This window comes from Rathayibacter sp. AY1E8, assembly GCF_002931415.1.
Classification (GTDB): Bacteria; Actinomycetota; Actinomycetes; order Actinomycetales; family Microbacteriaceae; genus Rathayibacter.
Genome location: NZ_PSVI01000002.1, coordinates 1 through 23119 on the forward strand (window position 1 = coordinate 1; position 23119 = coordinate 23119).

Here is a 23119-nt window from a genome sequence, read left to right on the forward strand (position 1 = left end):
TTCCACCCCGTCGAGGCCGAGGCCGCCGGCATCCGCTCGACGCCCACGGTCGTCGTGCGAGACACGGCCGGAGAGGTGGTCTTCCGGGCGGAGGGCGCCCCCTCCCTCCCGCAGGCTCTCGCCGCTCTGGCACTCGCCCTGCCCGCGTAGGGTGGCCGCGGGAGGACCCATGCACCGTCGCGCCGCGCTCGCGAGCACCGTCGTTCTGCTCGGCGCCCTCGCGCTCTCGGGATGCGCCTCCGAGGAGCCGGTGACCACGGCCGCGGTCGGGCTCGGACGGGGCGGCGAGCGCGGCGAGGTCCTCGGCGTCGTCGTCGTGTGCTCGGGATCCGTCGACGGCCTCGACCTCGCCGCCTCCGACTCCGCCCCCCTGACCATCGGCGACGGGCTGCGGAGGGTCACCCGCTGGGTCTCCCCGTCACCGGTCACGCAGCTGGGCGCGACCGACCTCTCCGGATCCACGGTCTGGCCGGCCGACACGGTGATCGAGCGGTTCCCGCTCGGCGTCGACCTCGCGCTGGGCGCCTACGCGACCGACCGCTCCGTGCTCGCCCGCCCGGTCGTCTTCACGGCCGAGCAGTTCGACACGCTCTCCGTCGGCGAGATCATCGTCGGCGACATCCGCGACGGCACGTCCGAGACCCTCTCGGTCCAGCAGTTCCTCGGCCTCGCCTGCGTGGACCGCTGAGCGGGCGGCTCGGCCGTCCGAGCGGCGACCTCGATCGCACGACGGCACGGTCGGCGACAGGAGAGGCCGCCGAAGACCTCGACACGGTGACCCCGCGACGGCGGAGGACCCGGAGTGCCGTGGGCCGGTGGACCAGAAGGGCCGGCGAAGGGGAAGCACCCGCGAGAGGGGAGGAAGTGTGGAGCCTAGGAGATTCGAACTCCTGACATCCTGCTTGCAAAGCAGGCGCTCTACCAACTGAGCTAAGGCCCCGCGCCGGAGACGGGGCGATCCGTCTCCGAGAGTCGAACGGCCCGCCACCGCGAGGTGACGGGCCGTTCGGACCGGGTGGGGGTACCAGGACTTGAACCTGGGACCTCTTCATTATCAGTGAAGCGCTCTAACCGCCTGAGCTATACCCCCGGAATGGCCAGAGGAGACTCTACCCGACATCGAGCAGGAATCCCAATCGGCCGGACCGTGCGCCCTACTGGTTGGTGAAGCCCACCAGGAGGCCGCCGGTGATCTTGACGCTGAGGTTGTACAGCAGCGCCACGATCGCGCCGAGCGCGGTGGTGACGATGGTGTTCAGCACCGCGACGACGATCGCGAAGCCCATGACCTGCGGCAGCGAGATGATCGTGTTGAGGTCGAACGCCTCCGCGCCGGCGATGTCCTGCACGAGGCCGTTGACCTCGTCGAAAACGCCCGTCTGGGCCAGGACCGTGTAGACCAGGTAGACGACGACGATCGTGATGATCGCGAGCGTCAGGCCCAGCAGGAACGAGAGCTTCACGGCCGACCAGAAGTCGACGTAGACGAGCTTCAGGCGGACCTGCTTCGCCGCCGGGCTCTTCGCGGACTTCCTGGCGAGCTTCTCGGCGACGGTGCTACTCATCTACGGACCCATCCTCCTCCGACACCGGAGCGGACTCGGCCGGCGCCGCGGCGTCGGGATCCTCGTCCTGGGCGTCGAGATTGCGTTCGGTGTTCTTGGCGAGTGCGATGATGCGGTCGTCCTCAGCGAATCGTGCGAAGACGACTCCCATGGTGTCGCGACCCTTGGCCGGTACCTCGGCCACCGCAGAGCGTACCACCTTGCCGCTGGCGAGCACGACGAGCACCTCGTCGTCCTCTCCGGTGATGATGGCGCCCACGAGGTCGCCGCGCTTCTCCTCCAGCTTGGCCACCTTGATGCCCAGCCCGCCGCGTCCCTGGAGGCGGTACTGGTCGACCGCGGTGCGCTTGGCGTAGCCGCCCTCGGTGACCACGAACACGAAGCCCTCGTCACTGACGACGTTGGCGTCGAGGAGGCGGTCCTCTCCGCGGAACGACATGCCGCGGACTCCGGAGGTGGAGCGGCCCATCGGACGCAGCGCCTCGTCGGACGCGGTGAAGCGGATCGACATGCCCTTGCGGGAGACCAGCAGCACGTCGCTGTCCTCCTCGACCAGGAGCGCCGAGACGAGCTCGTCGCCGTCGCGCAGCTTGATCGCGATGATGCCGCCGGAGCGGTTCGTGTCGTACTCCGAGAGGGCCGTCTTCTTGACGAGGCCGTCGCGCGTGGCGAGCACGAGGTAGCGGGCCGCCTCGTAGTCGCGGATGTCGAGGATCTGCGCGATCTGCTCCCCCGGCTCGAGCGCGAGCAGGTTCGCGATGTGCTGGCCCTTGGCGTCGCGGCCGGCCTCCTGCAGCTCGTAGGTCTTGGCGCGGTACACGCGACCGGTGTTCGTGAAGAACAGCAGCCAGTGGTGCGTGGTGGTGACGAAGAAGTGCTCGACGATGTCGTCGGCCTTCAGCTGCGCGCCGCGCACGCCGCGGCCGCCGCGGTGCTGCGCCCGGTAGGAGTCGCTCCGGGTGCGCTTGAGGTAGCCGCCGCGGGTGACGGTGACGACCATCTCCTCCTCGGGGATCAGGTCCTCGACGCTCATGTCGCCGTCGAACCCGAAGAGGATCTCGGTGCGGCGGTCGTCGCCGAAGCGGTCGACGATCTCGTCGAGCTCGTCCGAGATGATCGTGCGCTGGCGCTCGGGGCTCGCGAGGATCGACTTGTAGTCCTCGATCTCGGCCTGGATCCGGTCGTGCTCGTCGATGATCTTCTGGCGCTCGAGGGCCGCGAGGCGGCGCAGCTGCATGTCGAGGATGGCGCGGGACTGCACCTCGTCGATGTCGAGCAGCTCCATCAGGCCGTCGCGCGCCTCCTCCACGGTGGGGGAGCGGCGGATGAGGGCGATGACCTCGTCGAGCGCGTCGAGCGCCTTGAGGTAGCCGCGCAGGATGTGGATCCGCGCCTCCGCCTCGTCGAGGAGGTACTGGGTGCGGCGCACGATGACCTCGACCTGGTGGTCGACCCAGGCGCGGATGAAGCCGTCGAGCGAGAGCGTGCGCGGGATGCCGTCGACGATCGCGAGCATGTTCGCGCCGAAGTTCTCCTGAAGCGGCGTGTGCTTGTAGAGGTTGTTCAGCACCACCTTCGCCACGGCGTCGCGCTTGAGGACGACGACGAGGCGCTGGCCGGTGCGACCGGAGGTCTCGTCGCGGATGTCGGCGATGCCCGAGACGCGCCCGTCCTTGACCAGCTCGGCGATCTTGATCGCCAGGTTGTCCGGGTTCACCTGGTACGGCAGCTCGGTGACGACGAGGCAGGTGCGGCCCTGGATCTCCTCGATGGAGACGACGGCGCGCATCGTGATCGAGCCGCGGCCGGTGCGGTACGCGTCCTGGATGCCGCGGACGCCGAGGATCTGCGCACCGGTGGGGAAGTCGGGTCCCTTGATCCGCTGCAGCAGCGCCTCGAGGAGCTCCTCGCGCGTCGCGTCCGGGTTCTCGAGCGCCCACTTCGCGCCAGCGGCGACCTCGCGCAGGTTGTGCGGCGGGATGTTGGTCGCCATGCCGACCGCGATGCCGACGGAGCCGTTGACGAGCAGGTTCGGGAACCGGGCCGGCAGGATCGCCGGCTCGCGCGTCCGACCGTCGTAGTTGTCCTGGAAGTCGACGGTGTTCTTGTCGATGTCGCGGACCATCTCGAGCGCGAGCGGCGCCATCTTGGTCTCGGTGTACCGGGGGGCGGCCGCGCCGTCGTTGCCGGGGGAGCCGAAGTTGCCCTGCCCGAGCGCGAGCGGGTAGCGGAGGCTCCACGGCTGCACCAGACGGACCAGCGCGTCGTAGATCGCGGAGTCGCCGTGCGGGTGGAACTGGCCCATCACGTCGCCGACGACGCGCGAGCACTTCGAGAACGCCTTGTCGGGACGGTAGCCGCCGTCGTACATGGCGTAGATCACGCGGCGGTGCACGGGCTTCAGGCCGTCGCGCACCTCCGGCAGGGCTCGCCCGACGATGACGCTCATCGCATAGTCGAGGTAGGAGCGCTGCATCTCGAGCTGCAGGTCGACCGGCTCGATCTTGTCGTGACCGTGGATCACCACACCGGTCTCGGTGACGATGTCGTCGCTCTCGTCCGGGCCGGTGGGGGTGGTGGGTTCTTCTGCCATGATCTCTGGTCTCTCAGGTGGGTCCGTGCCCCGGAGAAGCGGGGGCGGCGGTCGCGCTGGGTGTCAGGTGTGTCGTCGGTGTGCGGGCCGGTGAGGGCCTCTGTCGTGTTCTGGTCGAGGATGCGGCCCATCGAGGGCCGCCGTCACGTGTTCGAGGTGGTCGCGAGGACGGTCCACTGGACCGCCCGGCCGCCGTCTTTCGAAGGACGTGCGCTTCCTCGACCACTAGATGTCGAGGAAGCGCACGTCCTTCGCATTCTTCTGGATGAAGGAACGGCGGGACTCGACGTCCTCGCCCATGAGAGTGGAGAAGATCTCGTCGGCCGCGGCCGCGTCGTCGAGCGTGACCTGGAGGAGGGTCCGCGTGGCGGGGTCCATCGTGGTCTCCCACAGCTCCTTGTAGTCCATCTCGCCGAGGCCCTTGTAGCGCTGGATGCCGTTCTCCTTGGGCATGCGCTTGTTGGTCGCCGAGCCGTGCGCGATCAGGGCGTCGCGCTCGCGGTCGCTGTAGACGTACTCGTGCGGGGAGTTCGACCACTTGAGGCGGTACAGCGGCGGCTGCGCGAGGTACACGTAGCCGAGGTCGATCAGCGGGCGCATGTAGCGGAAGAGGAGCGTCAGCAGCAGCGTCGTGATGTGCTGGCCGTCGACGTCGGCGTCGGCCATCAGGATGATCTTGTGGTATCGCGCCTTGTCGGGGTTGAAGTCCTCGCCGATGCCGGCGCCGAACGCCGTGATCATCGCCTGGACCTCGTTGTTGCCGAGAGCGCGGTCGAGCCGCGCCTTCTCGACGTTGAGGATCTTGCCGCGGAGGGGGAGGATCGCCTGCGTCTCGGGGTTGCGGCCCTGCACCGCGGATCCTCCCGCCGAGTCGCCCTCGACGATGAAGATCTCGGAGATCGACGGGTCCTTGGACTGGCAGTCCTTGAGCTTGCCCGGCATGCCGCCGCCCTCGAGCAGGCCCTTGCGGCGGGCGGTCTCGCGCGCCTTCCGCGCCGCCATGCGGGCCGAGGCCGCCTGGATCGCCTTGCGGATGATGTCCTTGGCCTGGCTCGGGTTGCGGTCGAACCAGTCGGCCAGCTGCTCGCCGGCCACGCGCTGCACGAACGCCTTCGCCTCGGTGTTGCCGAGCTTCGTCTTGGTCTGGCCCTCGAACTGCGGCTCGCCGAGCTTGATCGACACGACGGCGGTGAGGCCCTCGCGGATGTCGTCGCCCGAGAGGTTCTCGTCCTTCTCCTTGAGCAGGTTGTTCGCGCGCGCGTAGCGGTTGACCAGCGTGGTCAGCGCGGCGCGGAAGCCCTCCTCGTGGGTGCCGCCCTCGTGGGTGTTGATGGTGTTCGCGTAGGTGTGGACGCTCTCGGTGTAGGCCGTGGTCCACTGCATCGCGACCTCGAGCGAGATGCGGCGCTCGGTGTCCTCGGACTCGAAGTCGATGATCTCGGAGTGCACGAGGTCCGACTTCTTCAGCGAGTTGATGTACTCGACGTAGTCGACGAGGCCCTTCTCGTAGTGGAAGACGTCGGTCCGGTCGCCCTCGGTCTCGTTCTCGCCCTCCCCCTCGAACTCGACCTCGTTCTGGTCGGTCAGCGCGATGCGCAGGCCCTTGTTGAGGAACGCCATCTGCTGGAAGCGCGCGCGCAGGGTCTCGTAGTCGAACTCGACCGTCTCGAAGATGCCGGCGTTGGGCCAGAAGGTGATCGTCGTGCCGGTCTCGTCGCTGGCCTCGCCCTTCTCGAGCGGGGCGTCCGGCACTCCGTCGGTGAAGCTCATCCGGTACACGGCGCCCTGGCGCTTGACCTCGACGTCGAGTCGCGTCGACAGCGCGTTGACCACGGAGGAGCCGACGCCGTGCAGGCCGCCGGAGACCGCGTAGCCGCCGCCGCCGAACTTGCCGCCGGCGTGCAGCACGGTGAGGACCAGCTCGACCGTGGAGATGCCCTCGGTCGGGTGCATGTCGACCGGGATGCCGCGGCCGTTGTCGGAGACGGTGACGCCTCCGTCGGCGCGCATCAGGATCTCGATGTTGTCGCAGTAGCCCGCGAGCGCCTCGTCGACGGCGTTGTCGACGATCTCGTAGACCAGGTGGTGCAGACCGCGCGGACCCGTGGATCCGATGTACATGCCGGGGCGCTTGCGGACCGCCTCGAGGCCCTCGAGGACCTGGATCTGGTTCGCGCCGTAGTCACCGGACGACTTGGTCGACATGCTCTCGTGCGGAGCGGAGGGGGCTGCTGAGCCGTTCGCGTCCAGGTCGTTCGCTGCGGGTGACGTGGAGTCGTTCGGCTCGTGAGTCATAGCTGTGGAGTTCTCCTCTGACGGTCCGTCGCGACGCGCACGGTGATCTGGAGATCGCCCGCGCGGCGGCGTCACTGCGGTTCGGCGGCCCTCCATTCTACCGCGTGCCGGGTCGATCCGAAGCGCTGGACGGCGATCTGAGGCGCGAAAGATCGGCGGTCGACCGAAAATGCGTCCTCAGCCGTAGGTGTCGCGCGGACCACGCCCTGGAATCGACCTGGGACCCTTTTTCCAGTTCGGGACGTCCGGGCCCTGGAAACGGATCGACGCGATGCCCGCGTCGGGGAAGTTCACCGCGATGTGGTTCATGATCTCGATCCGCATCAGCCGGAGCTGGGTCGACCACGCCGTGGACTCGCACGCGACCGTCAGCACGCCGTCGACGACGCCCACCGGAGTCGAGTGCTTCGCGGTCTCCTCGCCGGCGATCGCCGTCCACGACGACATCAGGTCGCCCTGCGCCAGCGGTGCCGTCCAGCCGAGCTTCACGGTGAGGGAGTCGAGGACGTCGCCGAGGTCGTGCGGGTCGCGGCCCTTGCCGAACGGGATCGCGTCGCCCTTGGGCTCGGCGCGCTCGACGGTCTTCCGGATGCGGCGCGGGCCGTCGGCGCCGAACACCTCCTTGAGGTGGCGGTAGACGCGGGCGGCCTCGGAGTCGGGTGCGGGGGCTCCGCGGCGGAGGGAGTCAGCCATCGGACGGCTCCGACGGGGCGGGCGGCTCCGGGGACGCGGGATCTGTGGACGCCGGCGCTGGGGACGCGGGCTCCGCGGAGGACGCCGCGGCGGAGGAGACGGCGCCAGGAGAAGGGGAAACGGACGAGACCGGATCGGGAGAAGAGGGGCGGGAGGACTCGGGACCGGGAGGAGGGGAGTCGGAGGACACAGGATCGGACGAGGCGGAGTCGGGTGCGATCGGCTCCGGCACGGCGATCGGCGCGGCGGTGGCGCCCGTGCCGACGATCCGGCCGGCCTCGATCCGCACGGTGTGCGCGGCCAGCGCCTCCGGGACGTCGTCGAAGACGGCCGCGGTGATCAGGACCTGCTCGTAGTCGGCGACCACCGAGGCGAGGCGCTCGCGCCGGCGCGCGTCCAGCTCGGCGAAGACGTCGTCGAGCATCAGCACCGGATCGCCCATGGGGGAGTCGCGCCGGAGCAGCTCCGCGGCGCCCAGCTTCAGCGCCAGGGCGAACGACCAGCTCTCGCCGTGGCTGGCGTAGCCCTTGGCCGGCAGCGCGTTCAGCTCGAACTGCACGTCGTCGCGGTGCGGGCCGACGAGGGAGACGCCCCGGTCGAGCTCGCGGCGTCGCACCCCGGCCAGCGCGGACGCGAACGCCTCCGCCAGTCCCTCGCCCGCCGCCGGTGACGCGGCGCCCGGCTGCTCCACGGGCTCGCCGTCGTCGTCGACCGCGCCCTCGATGCTCAGGCGGGAGCGGAGCACCGGACGCTGGTCGGCACCGGCGACCGCCTCGTACGCGGCGCGCACCGGTCCGCTCAGCTCCTCCACCAGGGTGAGGCGCGACTGCATGATCTCGGTCCCGAGCGCGATCAGGCGCTCGTCCCAGATGTCGAGGGTCCCGAGCTTCGAGGGGTCGCGGACGCCGCTCGCCCGTGCGGACTTGAGCAGCGAGTTGCGCTGGCGCAGCACCCGCTCGTAGTCGGCCTGGACGGCGCTCATCCGCGGGGAGCGGAGGATCACCAGCTGGTCGAGGAAGCGGCGGCGGGCCGACGGGTCGCCGCGGATGAGGAGGAGGTCCTCCGGCGCGAAGAGGACGCTGGAGAAGAAGCGGGGGAGCTCGCGCGGCTTGATCCCGCCGCGGTTGATCTGCGCGCGGTTGGGGGAGGAGCGGTTGATCTGCACCTCGGCCAGCAGGTCGCGCTCGCCGTTGCGGAGGCGGGCGCGCACCACGGCACTGTCCCGGCCGGCGCGGATGAGCGCCTGGTCGCTCGACACGCGGTGCGAGCCCAGGGTGGAGAGGTAGCCGAGCGATTCGACGAGGTTCGTCTTGCCCTGGCCGTTGCGGCCGACGAAGAGGTTCGGTCCGGGCACGAGCTCGACGTCGACCGACTCGTAGTTCCGGAAGTCGCTGAGCGCCAGCTGCGTCACCTGCACGTCGCGCTCCTCTCCTCCACCCGTCGTCGCGGGCCTTCCCTGCACCTCTGCGGGCTCCTCGCCCGTCCCGATCGGCCGATCCACCCGCTCCGGCGCCTGCGGCCCGCTGTCCCACTGCCGACCAGGCGTTCGTCCCGGATCTCGACACGCCCTGCGGGGCTACTCGACCAGCATGCTGGCAAGACCATCCGTCGGGCCGGTCTCCATGCGCCGTCGCGGGGCCACTCGACCAGCATGATCGGCGGCGCCCCGTCCCCGCCCGTGAAGGCGGCCGCAGGCTCGCCGCCCGACGCCGGTAGCAAGGTGGAGGCGGCCGGAGGCCCGCCGCCCCCGTGAGAGCATCCTTGCCTCACGGGGGCGGCGGGCCGCAGTCCGCCGTCCGTCACCGGCCCTGCGGAACGCGCCCCCCTCCGGAAGCCGACCGCCGTGAGGACTGCCGGAGGCAGTCCTCACCAGCCCACTCAGTCGACGGCCTTGACGGAGTGCCCGCCGAACTGGTTGCGGAGCGCTGCGACGGCCTTCATCGCGGGGGAGTCCTCCTGGCGGGAGACGAAGCGGGCGAAGATCGAGGCGCTGATCGTGGGCACCGGGACGGCGTTGTTGATGGCCTCCTCGATGGTCCAGCGGCCCTCGCCCGAGTCCTGCACGTAGCCCTCGATGTTCTTGAAGTCCGGGTCCTGCTCGAGGGCGCGGACGAGGAGCTCGAGCAGCCAGGAGCGCACGACCGTGCCGCGCTGCCACGCCTTGAAGGTGCCGGTGACGTCCTTGATGATGTCGCTGCGGGTCTCGAGCAGCTCGTAGCCCTCGGCGAACGCCTGCATCAGGGCGTACTCGATGCCGTTGTGGACCATCTTCGCGTAGTGGCCGGCGCCGACCTCGCCGACGTGGACGAAGCCCTCCTCGCGGGGGCCCTCGGGGCGCAGCGCGTCGAAGACGGGCATGGCGTACTCGACGAGCTCCTTCGGGCCGCCGACCATCAGGCCGTAGCCGTTCTGGAGTCCCCAGACGCCGCCGGAGACGCCCGCGTCGATGTAGTGGATGCCCTTGGGCTTCAGCAGCGCGTCGTGCTTGAAGTCCTCGGTGAAGCGGGAGTTGCCGCCGTCGATGACGAGGTCGCCCTCGCTGAGCTTCTCCGACAGGTCCTTGACGACCGCGTCGGTGATCTCGCCGGCCGGCACCATCACCCAGACGATGCGGGGCGAGGGGAGTGCGGCGATCATCTCGTCGAGAGAGGCCGCGTCCGAGACGTCGGGATTGCGGTCGTAGCCGGTGACCTCGAGCCCCTTGGAGCGGAGGCGGGAGCGCATGTTGTCGCCCATCTTGCCGAGGCCGACGAGTCCGATGTGCATGGTGAACCTTCCTGGATTCGTTGTCCGGCGGGCGGGCGCTCGTCGGGAGCGGGGCGGTCGCGGCTCTGCGATCCGGGGAGTGGTCAGCGCAGCAGCAGGTTGGGCTGGAGCAGGTAGCGGTAGCTGTCGCTGCCGGGCTGCTCCCGCGAGGTCTGCGCGGTGATCAGGACGGGGCCGGGCTTGTTGGGGTTCTCGGTCTTCGTGAACGCGATGCGCACGAACTCCGAGTGGACGGCGGCGAGGCCGTCGAGCAGGAACTGCGGCTTGAGCGAGACGACCACGTCGTCGCCGGTCACGATCGCGTCGATGCTCTCGGACGCCTGCGCCTGCTCCGAGCCGATGGCCTCGAGGGTGAGGCCGTCGCTGCTGAAGCTGAAGCGGAGGGCCGCCTCGCGCTCGAGCACGAGCGAGACGCGGCGGGTGGCCTCGATGAGGTCGCTGGTCGACATGACCGCGTAGTTCTCGACGGAGGCGGGGAAGAGGCGCTTCACGGGCGGGAAGTTGCCCTTGATCAGCAGCGACGTGACGGTCTTGCGGTCCGCGGTGAAGGCGATCAGCTCGCGCTCGTCGCGGTTGGTGATCGCGACGGAGACGGTGCCGGAGTGGCCGAAGGTCTTGCCGACCTCCTGCAGCGTGCGCGCGGGCACGAGGGCGGTGAGCGGCTGGGTGGGCGCGGGGTTGTCCCCGTTGTCCCAGTCGATCTCGCGGACGGCGACGCGGTAGCGGTCCGTCGCGACGAGGCCGATCGTGTTCTCGGTGATCTCGAGCTGCACGCCGGTGATGACGGGGGTCACGTCGTCGCGGGAGGCGGCGACCGGCACCGGCGAGACGGCGGCCGCGAAGGCGTGGGCCGGGACGAGGCCGGTGGAGGCATCGATCTCGGGGATGCTCGGGTACTCCTCCACGGGCATCTGCAGGAGCGTGAAGTGCGCCGAGCCGGCCGAGACCGAGACGCGCGACTCCTCCGTGGCGATGCGCACGGGAGCGTTGGGGAGGCGGTTCGCGATGTCGGCGAGCAGACGGCCCGAGACGAGCACGGTCCCCGTCTCCTCCACGTCGGCCGCGATCTGCGTCTGCGCGGACACCTCGTAGTCGAAGGAGGACAGCGTCAGACCCTCGGCGGTCGCCTCGATGAGGACTCCGGAGAGGATCGGCAGGGTCGTGCGCTGCGGAAGCAGCTTGACCGCGAAGGACACCGCCTCGCTGAAGACATCGCGGTTGGCTTGGAACCTCACGAGTACACCCCTGACGAGTCGCGGACGAAGACCGTCGCCCATCGTACCCGCCGGGCTCGACGAGCTCGGAAGGGGGTGGACCGCCGAGCACTCCCGAGCCGCTGTGGAGAGGTTGCCGGTCGAGGCTTCATTAAAGAGAGAACTGCGTTAACAGTGTTAACACGTGTGGAAACTGTGGAAAACGCTTCGGACCCTTACTCCTGGGTGGGATCGGAGGGACCCGCCCCTGTGGAGGGAGTGTGAGCGGGCCCGTGGACGCCCTGTGGAGGGATCCGAGCCGACCGGTCGCCCTCCACAGGCGGGCTCTCCCGGCGCACAGTCCCGAGGCGGTTGTCCACAGTTATCCACAGGTTCCTCACACTGTGGAAATCGGCCCTCCGAGGCGCGCGAGGCGGCGTGTCCGAGGCCCGCGCAGTGGGTCGAGGAGTCCGTCGACGACGTCGCCGGGTCACGACGGAGACCGTCGAACGCGGCTCGCGCCGTCCGAGCGGCGCGGAAGACGATGCGCGCTCCCTCTCCCCTGCGCTGCTCTCCTGGCCGTCGCTCGGCGGATCGACACCGTCCGATCGCACGCCGGCCGCTCAGCCGCTCACCCGGACCCCTTGAGCACGTGCGGTTCATGCTGGTCGAGTAGCCCCAGCGAGCCGTATCGAGACCCCCGCCAGCGCCTTCGCCCGATCTCGACGCGCGCCGACACCGACGCCCTGCTGCTCGCGCCGCGATCCCCGTCGCCTCCCCTCACATGAAGAGAGGGGAGCGACTACCCGACCACCGCGCACGGACGCCGATGGACCCCCGGACACGTCACCCGGGACAGGTGGTCCCGGGGACCGTACGACTACCGACTAGCGGTTCGTCTTGATGCGGGTGGTCAGCTCGGTGACCTGGTTGTAGATGCTGCGGCGCTCCTTCATGAGCTCCGAGATCTTCTTGTTCGCGTACATGACCGTGGTGTGGTCGCGGTTGCCGAACAGCTGGCCGATCTTGGGCAGCGAGAGGTTCGTCAGCTCGCGGCACAGGTACATGGCGATCTGGCGCGCGGTGGCGACGGCCTGCGAGCGCGACGAGCCGTAGAGGTCGTCGACCGTGAGCTTGAAGTAGTCCGCGGTGTGGTTGATGATGTCGACCGGCGAGATGACGTTGTCCTCGTCGAGCGTGATCAGGTCCTTCAGCACGGTCTGCACGAGCGACATGTCGACCGGCGTGCGGTTCAGGCTCGCGAACGCGGTGACGCGGATGAGCGTCCCCTCGAGCTCGCGGATGTTGCTCGACACCTTCGACGCCATGAACTCGAGGATGTCGTCGGGCACGAGCAGCTTCTCGCTGACCGCCTTCTTGCGGAGGATCGCGATGCGGGTCTCGAGGTCGGGAGCCTGCACATCGGTGATGAGGCCCCACTCGAAGCGCGAGCGCATCCGGTCCTCGAAGCCGGTCAGGGCCTTCGGCGGCAGATCGGACGTGATCACGACCTGCTTGTTGTGGTCGTGCAGCTGGTTGAAGGTGTGGAAGAACGCCTCCTGCGTCTCCGCCTTCCCCTGCAGGAACTGGATGTCGTCGATCAGGAGGATGTCGACGTTGCGGTAGCGACCGTGGAAGGCGTTGCCCCGGTTGTTCGCGATCGAGTTGATGAAGTCGTTCGTGAACTCCTCGCTCGAGACGTACCGCACGCGGATCCCCGGGTAGAGGCTCATCGCGTAGTGGCCGATGGCGTGGAGGAGGTGCGTCTTGCCGAGCCCGGAGTCGCCGTAGACGAAGAGCGGGTTGTAGGCCTTGGCGGGAGCCTCGGCGACGGCGACGGCCGCGGCGTGCGCGAACCGGTTGGAGCCTCCGATGACGAAGTTGTCGAAGCTGTACTTCGGGTTCAGCCGGGTGTCGGTCGCCGGCACGGTCCGCAGCTCCTCGACCCCGCGGGTCGGCGCGACCGTCGCCGAGGAGGCGGTGATCGGCTCGAACGGGTTCATCGACTCCTGCGACGACGGGGAGCTGAGGGGCTCGTGCTCGATGTCGGGGTTCACCACGAAGGCGAACGTCGTGACGCCGAAGGAGTCGTCGAGTGTCCCGATCGCGCTGAGCAGGGGCACGCGCACGCGCTGCTCGAGCATCCCGCGGGTGAACTCGTTCGGGACCTCCAGGTAGAAGGTGCCCGCCATGATGCCCTTGGGCTCCACGAGCGAGACGAACCCGTAGAGGGGAGCGGTGATCCGCTCGTCCTGGGACAGTGCGCCGAGGATCACGTTCCACGCGTCGACCATCGACGTGTCGTCTGCCATCTGTCTCCGGTCCTGGGTGCTGTCGCTGTGAAGTCGCTGCGGGATCGCCGTCTCCGCCGGCCCCGTCGCCGCCCGCTGCAGGGGCGTCGCGGACCGGGCGCGGAGCCGGGTCTCGAGTGCCGCTCTCTCCACAGGGTTGTCCACCGGCCTCGAGCGATGCCTGTGCGGGCGCGGGAGGACGCGGATCCCACCTGTGGATAACTGCGGCTCAACACCGTAACGAACGGAGCCGACGGGAGACAAATCCACCACAGCGACACCCGCGTGTCAATGCGCGGAACCCCGTGTCCCGTGTGCATGATCGAGGTTTCGCGCCGTCCACATTTGACCGGTGACGGAACAGGCCGTAGTTTAAATCAGTTGACGCCTGCCCGGTGTCGTCCGTGCGGCCCTCGCAGGCCGAGCGGATTCCGCAGCCGGGCACCCCTTCTTCCCGGAGGATCCGAGTCTCCGCCCGAGCGGGTGGTGCCGGTTCGCGCCGCGGAACACGTACGTGGAGATCTGATTATGAGCAAGCGAACCTTCCAGCCGAACAACCGTCGTCGCGCCAAGGTGCACGGCTTCCGTCTGCGCATGCGCACCCGTGCCGCCGCGGCATCCTCAGCGCGCGCCGCGCCAAGGGGCGCACCGAGCTCTCCGCCTAGCAGCGAGCGGTACCGACCAGCGGTGCTGGCCAGAGCCAATCGCATCGTCCACGGAGGCGAGTACCGGACAGTCGTCCGTCGCGGTGTGCGGTCCACAGGACCGCACACCGTCACGTATGTCCGCCGGTCCTCCGCGGGCGATCCGGCGCGGTTCGGGTTCATCGTCGCCAAGACGGTCGGCACCGCGGTGACGCGCAACACCGTCCGCCGCCGGCTCAAGGCCGTGGCGTTCGAGCTCGTCCCCGAGATCGACCCCGGCACCCAGGTCGTCGTCCGCGCGCTGCCCGGCAGCGCCGACGCCCCCTGGTCGGAGCTGCGCTCCGAGGTGTGGTCCGCGATGGCGCGAGCCGCGCGGACGAGCGGGGCGTCCTCGTGACCGCCGTGCTCCCCCTCCGCGAGGCGCCGTTCGCCCGGCTCGGGTGGGCGATCCTCCTGCTGCCGCGGAACATCGGCGTCCTGCTCCTGATCGTCTACCGGGCGGTCGTGTCCCCTCTCTACGGGGACGTCTGCCGTTACTACCCCTCGTGCTCCGCGTACGCGCTCCAGGCGGTCCAGCTCCACGGGCTCGTCCTCGGCTCCGTCCTCGCGGCCCGCCGTCTGCTCCGCTGCCACCCGTGGGCGGCCGGCGGCATCGACGACGTCCCGACCTCGATCCCCCTGCACCGACCGGCTTCCGGCCGGACCCGCTTCGCCGTGACGCGAGCCGGGTTCGTCGTGGGCCCTCGAAAGGACTGACCCCACTCCATGGACCTCCTCGGCACGATCCTCTGGCCCCTCAAGTGGGTGGTCGAGCTGCTCCTCGTCGCCTTCCACCAGCTGCTGACCTTCACCGGCATGGAGGCGGCCGCAGGAATCACCTGGGTCCTCTCGATCGTCGGCCTGGTCATCGTCATCCGCGCCGCGCTCATCCCGATCTTCGTCAAGCAGATCAAGAGCCAGCGCCGGATGCTCGAGGTCGCGCCCCAGCTCAAGAAGATCCAGGACAAGTACAAGGGCAAGCGCGACCAGCTGTCCCGCGAGGCGATGTCCCGCGAGAACATGGAGCTATACAAGAAGACGGGCACCACCCCGCTCGCCTCCTGCCTGCCCCTCCTGATCCACATGCCGATCTTCTTCAGCCTGTTCTCGGTGCTGAACGCGGCGCAGCACAGCCAGAAGGGCGTGGGCCCGCTCGACGAGACGCTCGCCCGCCAGTTCGGCGAGGCGAACCTCTTCGGCGTCGCACCGCTGCACCAGTCGATCCAGGGCGCACTCGCCGAGGGCGGCCAGGAGCCGGTCATCATCATCGCGGTGATCATGGTCGTCCTGATGACCGCGTCGCAGTTCATCACGCAGCTGCAGATCGTCTCGAAGAACATGTCGCCCGAGGCGAAGGCCTCGCCGACGTTCAAGCAGCAGCGGATCCTGCTCTACATCCTCCCCCTCGTCTTCGCCTTCTCGGGCTTCGCCTTCCCCCTCGGCGTGATGTTCTACTGGCTGACCTCGAACATCTGGACGATGATCCAGCAGTTCATCGTCATCCGGAACATGCCGACCCCGGGCAGCGAGGCCGCCAAGGCCCGCGAGGAGCGCCTGCGCCGCAAGGGCAAGCTGGTCGAGGAGACCACGGCCGCCGGCGACGTCACCCTCGTCGAGAAGAAGGCCGTGCAGCGCACGCAGCCCGTGAGCAAGAACCGCTCCAAGAAGCAAGCCGGAAAGAAGTAGAGCCGCCATGACCGATCCGATGCAGACCATCACCGACGACGCGTCCGCAACCGCGGACGTGGACGCGTCCGCCGTCGACGAGGCGCCCGAGTCCACGCTCTCGCAGCTCGAGGACGAGGGCGACGTCGCCGCCGACTACATCGAGGAGTTCCTCGACATCTGCGACCTCGACGGCGACATCGACATCGAGGTCCGCAACGGCCGCGCCTACCTCTCGGTCACCGCCTCCGGCGACACGAACCTCCGGGTGCTCTCCCGCCCCGACGCCGTCCAGGCGCTGCAGGAGCTGACGCGCCTGGCGGTCCAGACGAAGACCGGCGCGTTCTCCCGCCTCATCCTCGACATCGGCGGCTCCCGCGACGCCCGCGAGGCGGAGCTGGCCCAGCTGGTCGACCGCGCGATCGAGCGGATCGAGGGCGGCGCCACGTCGGCCTCGCTCCCGCCCATGTCGTCGTACGAGCGCAAGCTGGTCCACGACATGGTGGGCGAGCGCGGCTTCGTGTCGGAGTCGCGCGGCGAGGCGCGCGAGCGCCACACCGTCATCACCCGCGGCTGAGCGGCGTGGAGTCGACCCTCGAGGCCGAGCCTGCAGCCGCTGCGGCGATCGCCGGCGACCGCCTGCCCGTTCTGCGGCGCTTCACGGAGGCTCTCGCCGACCAGGGCGAGGAGCGCGGCCTGATCGGGCCGTTGGAGCTCCCCCGGCTCTGGACGCGGCACGTGCTCAACAGCGCCCTGGTGGCCCCTCTCCTGCGTCCGGGACTGGTCGGTGATGTCGGCAGTGGCGCGGGCCTTCCCGGGCTCGTCCTGGCCATCGTGCGGCCGGACGTCCGCTTCGTGCTCATCGAGCCGATGGAGCGTCGCGTCGTCTGGCTTCAGGAGCAGGTGGACGGACTCGGACTCGAGAATATCTCAGTGCTTCGCGCCCGTGCCGAAGAGGTGCAGCTCCCGGGGCCTCTCGACCAGGTGACCGCTCGGGCGGTCAGCGCCCTCTCGAAGCTGATCCCGCTGACCGCGCCGCTGCTGCGGCCCGGAGGCGAGCTGGTCCTGCTGAAGGGCATCAACGCCGAGAAGGAGATCGAGGCGGCGGCCAAGCAGATCCGTCGTTTCCGGCTCTCCCCGCCCGAGGTCGTCGTGCTCGGCGACGGCGTGCTCTCCGAGGTGACGAGGGTCGTCCGGGCTACAGTGGGATGATCGCCACGACGCCGCAGTGAGCCCCCGACTCCTCGTCCGTCGACTCCTCGGTGCTGATGTCCGTCCCACTCGCTGAGCGAAGGTTTCACGTGAAACAAACCGATTCCGCCGGTCTGACCGGAGGCTTCGATTCCTCGACTCCCCTGGCCCGGGAGATCGCGGACATGACCCGTCGGCGCGCACTGCTGAACGCCCAGCCGCTGCCCAAGCCCGAGTCGACGCGCGTCATCACGATCTCGAACCAGAAGGGCGGCGTCGGCAAGACGACGACGACCGTCAACCTCGCCGCCGGGCTCGCCCGCGGTGAGGCGAAGGTGCTCGTCATCGACCTCGATCCGCAGGGCAACGCGTCGACGGCCCTGGGCATCGAGCACCGCGCCGAGACGGCCAGCGTGTACGACGTGATCGTCAACGACACTCCCCTCGCGGACGTCGTGCAGAAGAGCCCGGAGTTCGCCTCGCTCTACGGTGTGCCGGCGACCATCCACCTGGCCGGCGCCGAGATCGAGCTGGTCTCGCTCGTCGCACGCGAGCAGCGTCTCCGCCGTGCGCTCGACCGCATGCTCGACACCATGGACGAGCCGTTCGACTACGTCTTCATCGACTGCCCGCCGTCGCTCGGTCTGCTGACCATCAACGCGTTCGTCGCCGCTCGCGAGGTGCTCATCCCGATCCAGTGCGAGTACTACGCGCTCGAGGGGCTCAGCCAGCTGCTCAAGAACATCGACTTGATCGAGCGGCACCTCAATCCGAACCTCGGTGTCTCGACGATCCTCCTGACGATGTACGACGGCCGCACGAACCTCTCCCAGCAGGTGGCAGCGGATGTCCGAGAGCACTTCCCGAAGGAGGTGCTGCGCGCGGTGATCCCGCGCAACGTGAGGATCTCGGAGGCGCCGAGCTACGGACAGAGCGTGATCAGCTACGACCCGCAGTCGTCCGGTTCGCTGGCGTATCTGGAGGCGGCCGCAGAGATCGCACGACGCGGAGCTCGGAAGACACCCGAGACGGCACACAAAGGAGAGGCACGCTGATGGCGACCAAGCGCACGGGACTCGGCCGGGGGATCGGCTCGCTCATCCCGACCAGCGACGAGTCGCGCTCCCGGCCTGTCGACGTCTTCTTCCCTGATCAGGTCGGCGATTCGGCCCGTGCCGAGGAGCTCCTCGAGGTCCCCGGAGCGCGCTTGGCGCGACTCCCCCTCGCCGACATCACCCCCAACACGGCGCAGCCGCGGTCGGTGTTCGACGAGGACGACCTCGCGGAGCTCGTCCACAGCATCCGCGAGTTCGGAGTGCTGCAGCCGATCGTCGTCCGGCCCGTGACGGCTCGCGGCGGAGCGAAGTACGAGCTCGTCATGGGTGAGCGCCGGTTCCGCGCCTCGAAGGCCGCGGGACTGACCACCATCCCCGCGGTCGTCAAGGACACGGCCGACGAGAACATGCTCCGCGACGCGCTGCTGGAGAACCTGCACCGCGCCGACCTCAACCCGCTCGAGGAGGCGTCCGCCTACCAGCAGCTCCTCAGCGACTTCGGGATCACCCAGGAGGCCCTGGCGACGCGGCTCGGACGTTCGCGGCCGCAGATCTCGAACACGCTCCGTCTCCTGCGGCTCCCGGCCGATGTGCAGGCCCGCGTCGCTGCCGGCGTCCTGACCGCAGGACACGCGCGTGCGGTTCTGTCCCTCGACGACGTCGAGATGATGCGCCGCCTGGCCGACAAGATCGTCAACGAGGACCTGTCCGTCCGCGCCGCCGAGGCCGCCGCGGCGCAGATGAAGGCGCCGCGGACGACCACGCGTCCCGTGGTGGAGGAGCAGGGCGGGCACTCCGGACACCTCTCGTCGATCGCGGATCACCTCGGCGACCGGTTGAACACGCGCGTCAAGGTCACCCTGGGCGCACGTAAGGGCCAGATGGTCATCGACTTCGCCACCATCCAGGACTTGAACCGCATCCTCGCCGAGCTCGGGGAGCCGACTGAGGTGTCGCTCGCTCCGTAGAGGGTCGGCCTAGTGGCCGCCACTGATTCGCCGTGCGGCTGGCGTGCGCGGCCTCGCGCTGTGTTCTTGGCCGCAATCGCCGATGTGGCGGTATCCGCTCCCGTCGTCGGCACCGCGATCGCAGATGAGCACGCTTGGGGCGATCTTCGAGATGCCTTGTGAGCTGAGGATTCTCGGTTGTCGTCCTCTCTCGGATTGATAGGCCCTTCTGACCGGTACAGTCCGATGAAGTGGTTCCGGGTTCTGCGGGGCGCTGCTTACTCCGGTCCTGGTCGAGAATACGGCTGGTATTGCCGATCGGTGACGATCGCCGGGTATCTGGTGCATTGATCTCTGGATAGAGCTGCTCACGATGCGCCTATATGGCGGTTGAGTAGGCGTGGAGCGCCGGATCTAGGGTTGGCTGAGTTCAGACCTCGTTGACCTCCGGAGTTCATGTCGCTTTCGGTGACTCGCTGGCGGGCGCAGGACGGGTGCCTGGGCGGGTCGTACTCGGTGGCGCTCTCCGCTGCCCAGGGCGACGTCATGGTCGCCGATATTCGCGTGCGCAATGTTTCACGTGAAACATTCCTACGTCGGCCGCCGAGATGAGGATCACCTCGGCTGTCCGTGCATCGCAAGTAGCCGGTGAGGAGTGCTTCCTCGGCCTCCAGAAATTGGCCGGCGGGGGGGCAACCTTAGACGAATTGCAGTATTGCGTCGTTTTCACGGATCGATGCAGATGTGATGACTGGGTTCGCCGAGGTTTGACGGAGGACTCCGTCGGCGGTCGCCCCCAGAGAGCACTGAAAGAGACGATGGAAGGACCGTTTCACGTGAAACGGTCCGCTCTAGGGCGGCCTAGCCATTGAAGAGCTACGAGCTTGTCAGGTAGGAGGGGAGGCCCTCGTCGGCTCGACTCGCTCCAACGGGCGCAACATTTCGGATCGAAGTTGCTCAACGGCGGCGGAAGCGTTTCACGTGAAACGCCCCTGCCGAGAACATTGGACGCCCATGCGGATCATCGTGGGACCGACTTCGATCGCAGTGCTCGAAAGAGATTGCTCGCCTGAGCAGGGGAATAGAGACACCACCCCCCCCCGAGGCGAAGTTGAGGTCGGAGAACCAAGCTAAAGGGGTCCCTTCGGCCCGTGGATCTCTATACGTCGCGTTGTGGCTACTCGACCAGCATGGCGAAGGGTGCTGGCGTCGATCAGCGTCGATAGAACAAGTCGTTTCCTAAAGATGGCGCGGGTGGCGATTGTGGTGAGCCTCGATTCGACGCACTACTGCTCTTCGCCGGTATGTCTGCGGATATAGCGAAACGATCGGTGTGGATATCTTGCTCCAGGCAATGCCTCACCTGGTACCCACCGAGGGTCTCCGGTTCTCGATACGCAGCAATGCGGTTCCTCGACCAGCATGACTACGAGGACCCGGTGCCGATCGAAGCCCTTGGGCCGGGTCGATTCCTGGTGGGTTCAGCGCGACGAGGGGGGCCTCGCCACGCCGATCTACGGATACTCGACCGGCGCGGCGATGGGTGTCTGACGTTGTCGGAGTCGAGACGCGGCCTCGGGTTCTTCCCCGGAGTAGGCACTGCTGGTCTGCTGATGAAGACCAAGACACGCTGTTGGGCGGCTACTCGACCCATGTCATAGGAGAAGGGGGCGATCGCGGGTCTCGATATACCGCGATCCGGCTACTCGTCTGGCATGGTTTCGCGCACTTGTTCACAACGCCGCAGCCTCGCGACCAGGAGCGTACGCGCAGCGGACCGTTTCACGTGAAACGGTATGGAGTCAGGAGGCTGCGAGCTTCGCGAGGGTGGAGTAGACGTCGCCGAGGTAGCGGCCGGATGCCTCAATGGCCTGGGGAACGAGTGAGGTCTCGGTCATTCCGGGAAGGACGTTCGCGTCGAAGAACCAGGGGAGTCCGGCCTCGTCGATGATGAAGTCGAGTCGCGACAGGTGGCGGAGCCCCAGCAGCTCGTGGATCGCGACGGCCACGCGGGACACTTCCTCCGTGATCTCCGGCGAGATCCGGGCCGGCGTGTAGAAGTGCGTCTCCCCCGCGTTGTAGCGCGCTTCGAAGGTGTACTGGCCCGCGACGGGTGCGATCTCTACGGGCGGCAGCGCGAAAGGTCCGTCACCGAGGTCGAGAACACCGACGGAGACCTCGGTTCCCTGGATCTGCTGTTCGATGAGCACGACGTCGCCGTAGGTGTACGCCTCGACCATCGCTCGCGGGAGCTGCGACGACTCCGTCACGATGCTGACGCCCTGGGCCGAACCGCCCTGAGCGGGCTTCACCACGAGGGAGCCCGGCAGGTGCGCCTCGACCTGCTCCAGAATCCCGCCGGCTCCGAGCTCGCGGAAGGTCTCGCGGGGGAGGGTGACGGAGCGCGGGGTCGAGAAGCCCGCGCGAACGACGAGCGTCTTCGCGGTCGGCTTGAACCAGGCCAGGCGCGCCGCGTCCGTCTGCGAGCCGACGTAGGCGAAGCCAGCCGCCTCGAGGAGCCCGAGGAGCGCACCGTCCTCACCGCTCGCCCCGTGCACCGCGGGCCAGACGACGTCCGGACGCTTCTGCAGGAGCGTCGAGAGGAGGCCGGCGTCCGGTTCGTGCAGGGAGACGCGGTGGCCCATCGCGGAGAGACGATCCGCCACGCGACGGCCCGACCGCAAGGAGACGTCGCGCTCGTGGCTGATGCCACCGCTGATGACGACGATGTCGAGTGTACGGTCGAGCACAGAGAAATCGGTCATGACCAGGGCTTTCTTATCGAAGGAGCGGTGTCAGGAGACGTTCGGCGGCAGGACGGCGTCACGCTTGCTCGCGTCGGCGCTGCTCAGCCGGCCCGTGCCCGCGAAGGTCGACAGCAGATCGAGCTCCCCGTTGATGACCGTGGCGAGGCGGCGGATGCCGTCACCGATGCGCTCCGGCGTCGGGTAGCAGAACGAGAGGCGGATGTTCTGACGTCCGTCTCCGTTACCGTAGAACGCAGTGCCCGGCGTGTACGCGACGAGCTCCTTCACTGCGCGCGGCAGCATCGCCTTGGAGTCGAGCTCCTCGGGCAGCGTGACCCAGACGTAGAAGCCGCCGTTCGGGTTCGTCCAGCTGAGGCCGGGCAGATGGGTCTGCAGGCCCTTCAGCATCGCTTCCTTCCGCTCGCGATAGACGCCGCGGAAGGTGTCGATCTGTCCGCGCCAGTCGGCCGTCTCGAGGTACTTCGAGATGACCAGCTGGCTGAAGGACGACGGACTGAGGACGGCCGCCTCGTTGGCGAGGATCAGCCGCTCGCGGATCGCGTGCGGAGCGAGAGCCCAGCCCACCCGGAAGCCGGGAGCGAGCGTCTTCGAGAACGTCCCGAGGTAGATCACCCCGTCCTCCTCCAGCGAGCGCATCGCCTTCGGCGGGACATCCTCGAAGTAGAGGAGGCCGTAGGGGTTGTCCTCGAGCACGAGGATTCCCTCGGACTTGCAGATCTCGAGGATCTCGACGCGGCGCTCCCAGCTGAGGGTCACGCCTGCGGGGTTGTGGAAGGTGGGGATCGTGTACAGGAACTTGATCGTCTTCCCGGCGGCGCGCACGCGGGCGATGTGCTCGCGGAGGGCCGCGGGGATGAGCCCGTGCTCGTCCATGGGGACGTGCTCGACGTCGGCCTGGTACGACCGGAAGATGACCATCGCCGTGACGTAGCTGGGGCCCTCGGAGAGGACGACATCCCCCGGGTCCAGGAACAGCTTCGAGACGAGCTCCAGGGCGTGCTGAGAGCCCGTGGTGACCACGATGTCGTCCGCGCTGGCGGAGATGCCCTCAAGAGCCATGACGTCGAGGATCTGCTCGCGCAGGACGGGGACGCCCTGCCCCGACCCGTACTGCAGCGCGACGGGTCCCTGCTCCCGCATCACGGTGTCGATGGCGCCGGTCACCAGGTCCTGGGGGAGCGCGGACACGAACGGCATGCCGCCGGCGAGCGAGACCACTTCGGGGCGTGACGCGACGGCGAACAGGGCTCGGACCTCGCTGGCGGCCAGACCGGCCGTGCGCTCCGCGTAGGAGTTGTACCAGGGGTCGAGGTTGGGGCCGCGATTCGTCACGATGGTTCCGCTTCGCTCGGTGGACAGGGTCTCTCCGGCCGGAGCCGGGTGGATCCACAGTACCGGCCGGTCCTGTGCTGCG

Annotated in this window: 17 protein-coding genes, 2 tRNA genes and 2 pseudogenes; 9 read left to right on the forward strand and 12 right to left on the reverse strand. The window is 68.6% G+C overall.

Translation table 11 applies throughout. The features are described 5' to 3' along the window. Positions 1-169 precede the first annotated feature (169 nt). Positions 170-688, forward strand: coding sequence for a hypothetical protein (locus C5C74_RS00880; protein ID WP_104222672.1), 519 nt, complete (start codon positions 170-172; stop codon positions 686-688). A gap of 179 nt (positions 689-867) precedes the next feature. Here C5C74_RS00880 and C5C74_RS00885 read toward each other — a convergent pair. From C5C74_RS00885 to dnaA, 10 genes and pseudogenes are all read right to left on the reverse strand, one after another. Further along, a tRNA-Ala gene (locus C5C74_RS00885) sits at positions 868-940 on the reverse strand. 76 nt (positions 941-1016) lie between these two features. Then, positions 1017-1090, reverse strand: a tRNA-Ile gene (locus C5C74_RS00890). A 64-nt stretch (positions 1091-1154) separates the two neighbouring features. Then, the gene (locus tag C5C74_RS00895; RefSeq protein ID WP_104222673.1) at positions 1155-1565 is read right to left on the reverse strand and encodes a DUF3566 domain-containing protein; all 411 of its coding nucleotides are present in this window, start codon (positions 1563-1565) and stop codon (positions 1155-1157) included. Further along, the gene (gene gyrA, locus C5C74_RS00900; RefSeq protein WP_104222674.1) at positions 1558-4158 is read right to left on the reverse strand and encodes a DNA gyrase subunit A; all 2601 of its coding nucleotides are present in this window, start codon (positions 4156-4158) and stop codon (positions 1558-1560) included. The genes C5C74_RS00895 and gyrA overlap by 8 nt, the downstream gene beginning before the upstream one ends. A gap of 225 nt (positions 4159-4383) precedes the next feature. Further along, positions 4384-6363: a DNA topoisomerase (ATP-hydrolyzing) subunit B gene (gene gyrB, locus C5C74_RS00905; RefSeq protein WP_208543372.1), complete on the reverse strand. Its 1980-nt coding sequence runs from the start codon at positions 6361-6363 to the stop codon at positions 4384-4386. 267 nt (positions 6364-6630) lie between these two features. Beyond that, on the reverse strand, positions 6631-7146 hold the full coding sequence (locus tag C5C74_RS00910; protein ID WP_104350811.1) for a DUF721 domain-containing protein: 516 nt from the start codon (positions 7144-7146) through the stop codon (positions 6631-6633). A 262-nt stretch (positions 7147-7408) separates the two neighbouring features. Next, positions 7409-8563: pseudogene (gene recF / locus C5C74_RS00915) on the reverse strand (DNA replication/repair protein RecF); the annotation flags it as partial. Between the two features lie 461 nt (positions 8564-9024). Further along, positions 9025-9912 carry a phosphogluconate dehydrogenase (NAD(+)-dependent, decarboxylating) gene (gnd, locus tag C5C74_RS00920; RefSeq protein WP_104222677.1) on the reverse strand — a complete coding sequence of 296 codons (888 nt, stop codon included), beginning with the start codon at positions 9910-9912 and terminating at the stop codon, positions 9025-9027. Between the two features lie 83 nt (positions 9913-9995). Beyond that, entirely contained in the window at positions 9996-11147 is a 1152-nt protein-coding gene (gene dnaN / locus C5C74_RS00925) for a DNA polymerase III subunit beta (RefSeq protein ID WP_104350812.1), read from the reverse strand. A gap of 845 nt (positions 11148-11992) precedes the next feature. Next, the gene (gene dnaA, locus C5C74_RS00930) at positions 11993-13417 is read right to left on the reverse strand and encodes a chromosomal replication initiator protein DnaA (RefSeq protein ID WP_104225789.1); all 1425 of its coding nucleotides are present in this window, start codon (positions 13415-13417) and stop codon (positions 11993-11995) included. 507 nt (positions 13418-13924) lie between these two features. On the opposite strand from dnaA, the pseudogene rpmH reads away from it, so the two are divergent. The 8 genes and pseudogenes from rpmH to C5C74_RS00965 all read left to right on the forward strand — a co-directional run bounded on the left by rpmH (position 13925) and on the right by C5C74_RS00965 (position 18958). After that, positions 13925-14061: pseudogene (gene rpmH / locus C5C74_RS16990) on the forward strand (50S ribosomal protein L34). A gap of 22 nt (positions 14062-14083) precedes the next feature. Further along, on the forward strand, positions 14084-14437 hold the full coding sequence (rnpA, locus tag C5C74_RS16995) for a ribonuclease P protein component (protein ID WP_104350854.1): 354 nt from the start codon (positions 14084-14086) through the stop codon (positions 14435-14437). A 5-nt stretch (positions 14438-14442) separates the two neighbouring features. Then, on the forward strand, positions 14443-14796 hold the full coding sequence (gene yidD, locus C5C74_RS00940; RefSeq protein WP_258064072.1) for a membrane protein insertion efficiency factor YidD: 354 nt from the start codon (positions 14443-14445) through the stop codon (positions 14794-14796). Positions 14797-14805: 9 nt separating this feature from the next. Then, positions 14806-15765 (forward strand): membrane protein insertase YidC, encoded by a 960-nt coding sequence (yidC, locus tag C5C74_RS00945; RefSeq protein WP_104350814.1) that lies wholly within the window; start codon positions 14806-14808, stop codon positions 15763-15765. Positions 15766-15772: 7 nt separating this feature from the next. After that, entirely contained in the window at positions 15773-16321 is a 549-nt protein-coding gene (locus tag C5C74_RS00950; RefSeq protein WP_258064068.1) for a R3H domain-containing nucleic acid-binding protein, read from the forward strand. Between the two features lie 5 nt (positions 16322-16326). Continuing rightward, positions 16327-16956, forward strand: a complete 630-nt coding sequence (rsmG, locus tag C5C74_RS00955; protein ID WP_104350815.1) for a 16S rRNA (guanine(527)-N(7))-methyltransferase RsmG — start codon at positions 16327-16329, stop codon at positions 16954-16956. A gap of 164 nt (positions 16957-17120) precedes the next feature. Next, positions 17121-17990 carry a ParA family protein gene (locus tag C5C74_RS00960; RefSeq protein WP_258064073.1) on the forward strand — a complete coding sequence of 290 codons (870 nt, stop codon included), beginning with the start codon at positions 17121-17123 and terminating at the stop codon, positions 17988-17990. Continuing rightward, positions 17990-18958 (forward strand): ParB/RepB/Spo0J family partition protein, encoded by a 969-nt coding sequence (locus C5C74_RS00965; protein ID WP_104350816.1) that lies wholly within the window; start codon positions 17990-17992, stop codon positions 18956-18958. The genes C5C74_RS00960 and C5C74_RS00965 overlap by 1 nt, the downstream gene beginning before the upstream one ends. Before the next feature lie 1781 nt (positions 18959-20739). On the opposite strand, the gene C5C74_RS00970 is transcribed toward C5C74_RS00965, so the two are convergent. Together C5C74_RS00970 and C5C74_RS00975 are read right to left on the reverse strand one after the other, a co-directional pair. Beyond that, complete coding sequence (locus tag C5C74_RS00970) at positions 20740-21702, reverse strand: ATP-grasp domain-containing protein (RefSeq protein ID WP_104222685.1); 963 nt, start codon at positions 21700-21702, stop codon at positions 20740-20742. Between the two features lie 30 nt (positions 21703-21732). Continuing rightward, the gene (locus C5C74_RS00975; protein WP_104350817.1) at positions 21733-23037 is read right to left on the reverse strand and encodes a PLP-dependent aminotransferase family protein; all 1305 of its coding nucleotides are present in this window, start codon (positions 23035-23037) and stop codon (positions 21733-21735) included. Positions 23038-23119: the final 82 nt, after the last annotated feature.

Coding starts and splice junctions, on each gene's coding strand:
- C5C74_RS00880 (WP_104222672.1), top strand. CDS start 170: ATGCACCGTCGCGCCGCGCTCGCGAGCACCGTCGTTCTGCTCGGCGCC.
- C5C74_RS00895 (WP_104222673.1), bottom strand. CDS start 1,565: ATGAGTAGCACCGTCGCCGAGAAGCTCGCCAGGAAGTCCGCGAAGAGC.
- gyrA (WP_104222674.1), bottom strand. CDS start 4,158: ATGGCAGAAGAACCCACCACCCCCACCGGCCCGGACGAGAGCGACGAC.
- gyrB (WP_208543372.1), bottom strand. CDS start 6,363: ATGTCGACCAAGTCGTCCGGTGACTACGGCGCGAACCAGATCCAGGTC.
- C5C74_RS00910 (WP_104350811.1), bottom strand. CDS start 7,146: ATGGCTGACTCCCTCCGCCGCGGAGCCCCCGCACCCGACTCCGAGGCC.
- gnd (WP_104222677.1), bottom strand. CDS start 9,912: ATGCACATCGGACTCGTCGGCCTCGGCAAGATGGGCGACAACATGCGC.
- dnaA (WP_104225789.1), bottom strand. CDS start 13,417: ATGGCAGACGACACGTCGATGGTCGACGCGTGGAACGTGATCCTCGGC.
- yidC (WP_104350814.1), top strand. CDS start 14,806: ATGGACCTCCTCGGCACGATCCTCTGGCCCCTCAAGTGGGTGGTCGAG.
- C5C74_RS00950 (WP_258064068.1), top strand. CDS start 15,773: ATGACCGATCCGATGCAGACCATCACCGACGACGCGTCCGCAACCGCG.
- C5C74_RS00960 (WP_258064073.1), top strand. CDS start 17,121: ATGACCCGTCGGCGCGCACTGCTGAACGCCCAGCCGCTGCCCAAGCCC.
- C5C74_RS00965 (WP_104350816.1), top strand. CDS start 17,990: ATGGCGACCAAGCGCACGGGACTCGGCCGGGGGATCGGCTCGCTCATC.
- C5C74_RS00970 (WP_104222685.1), bottom strand. CDS start 21,702: ATGACCGATTTCTCTGTGCTCGACCGTACACTCGACATCGTCGTCATC.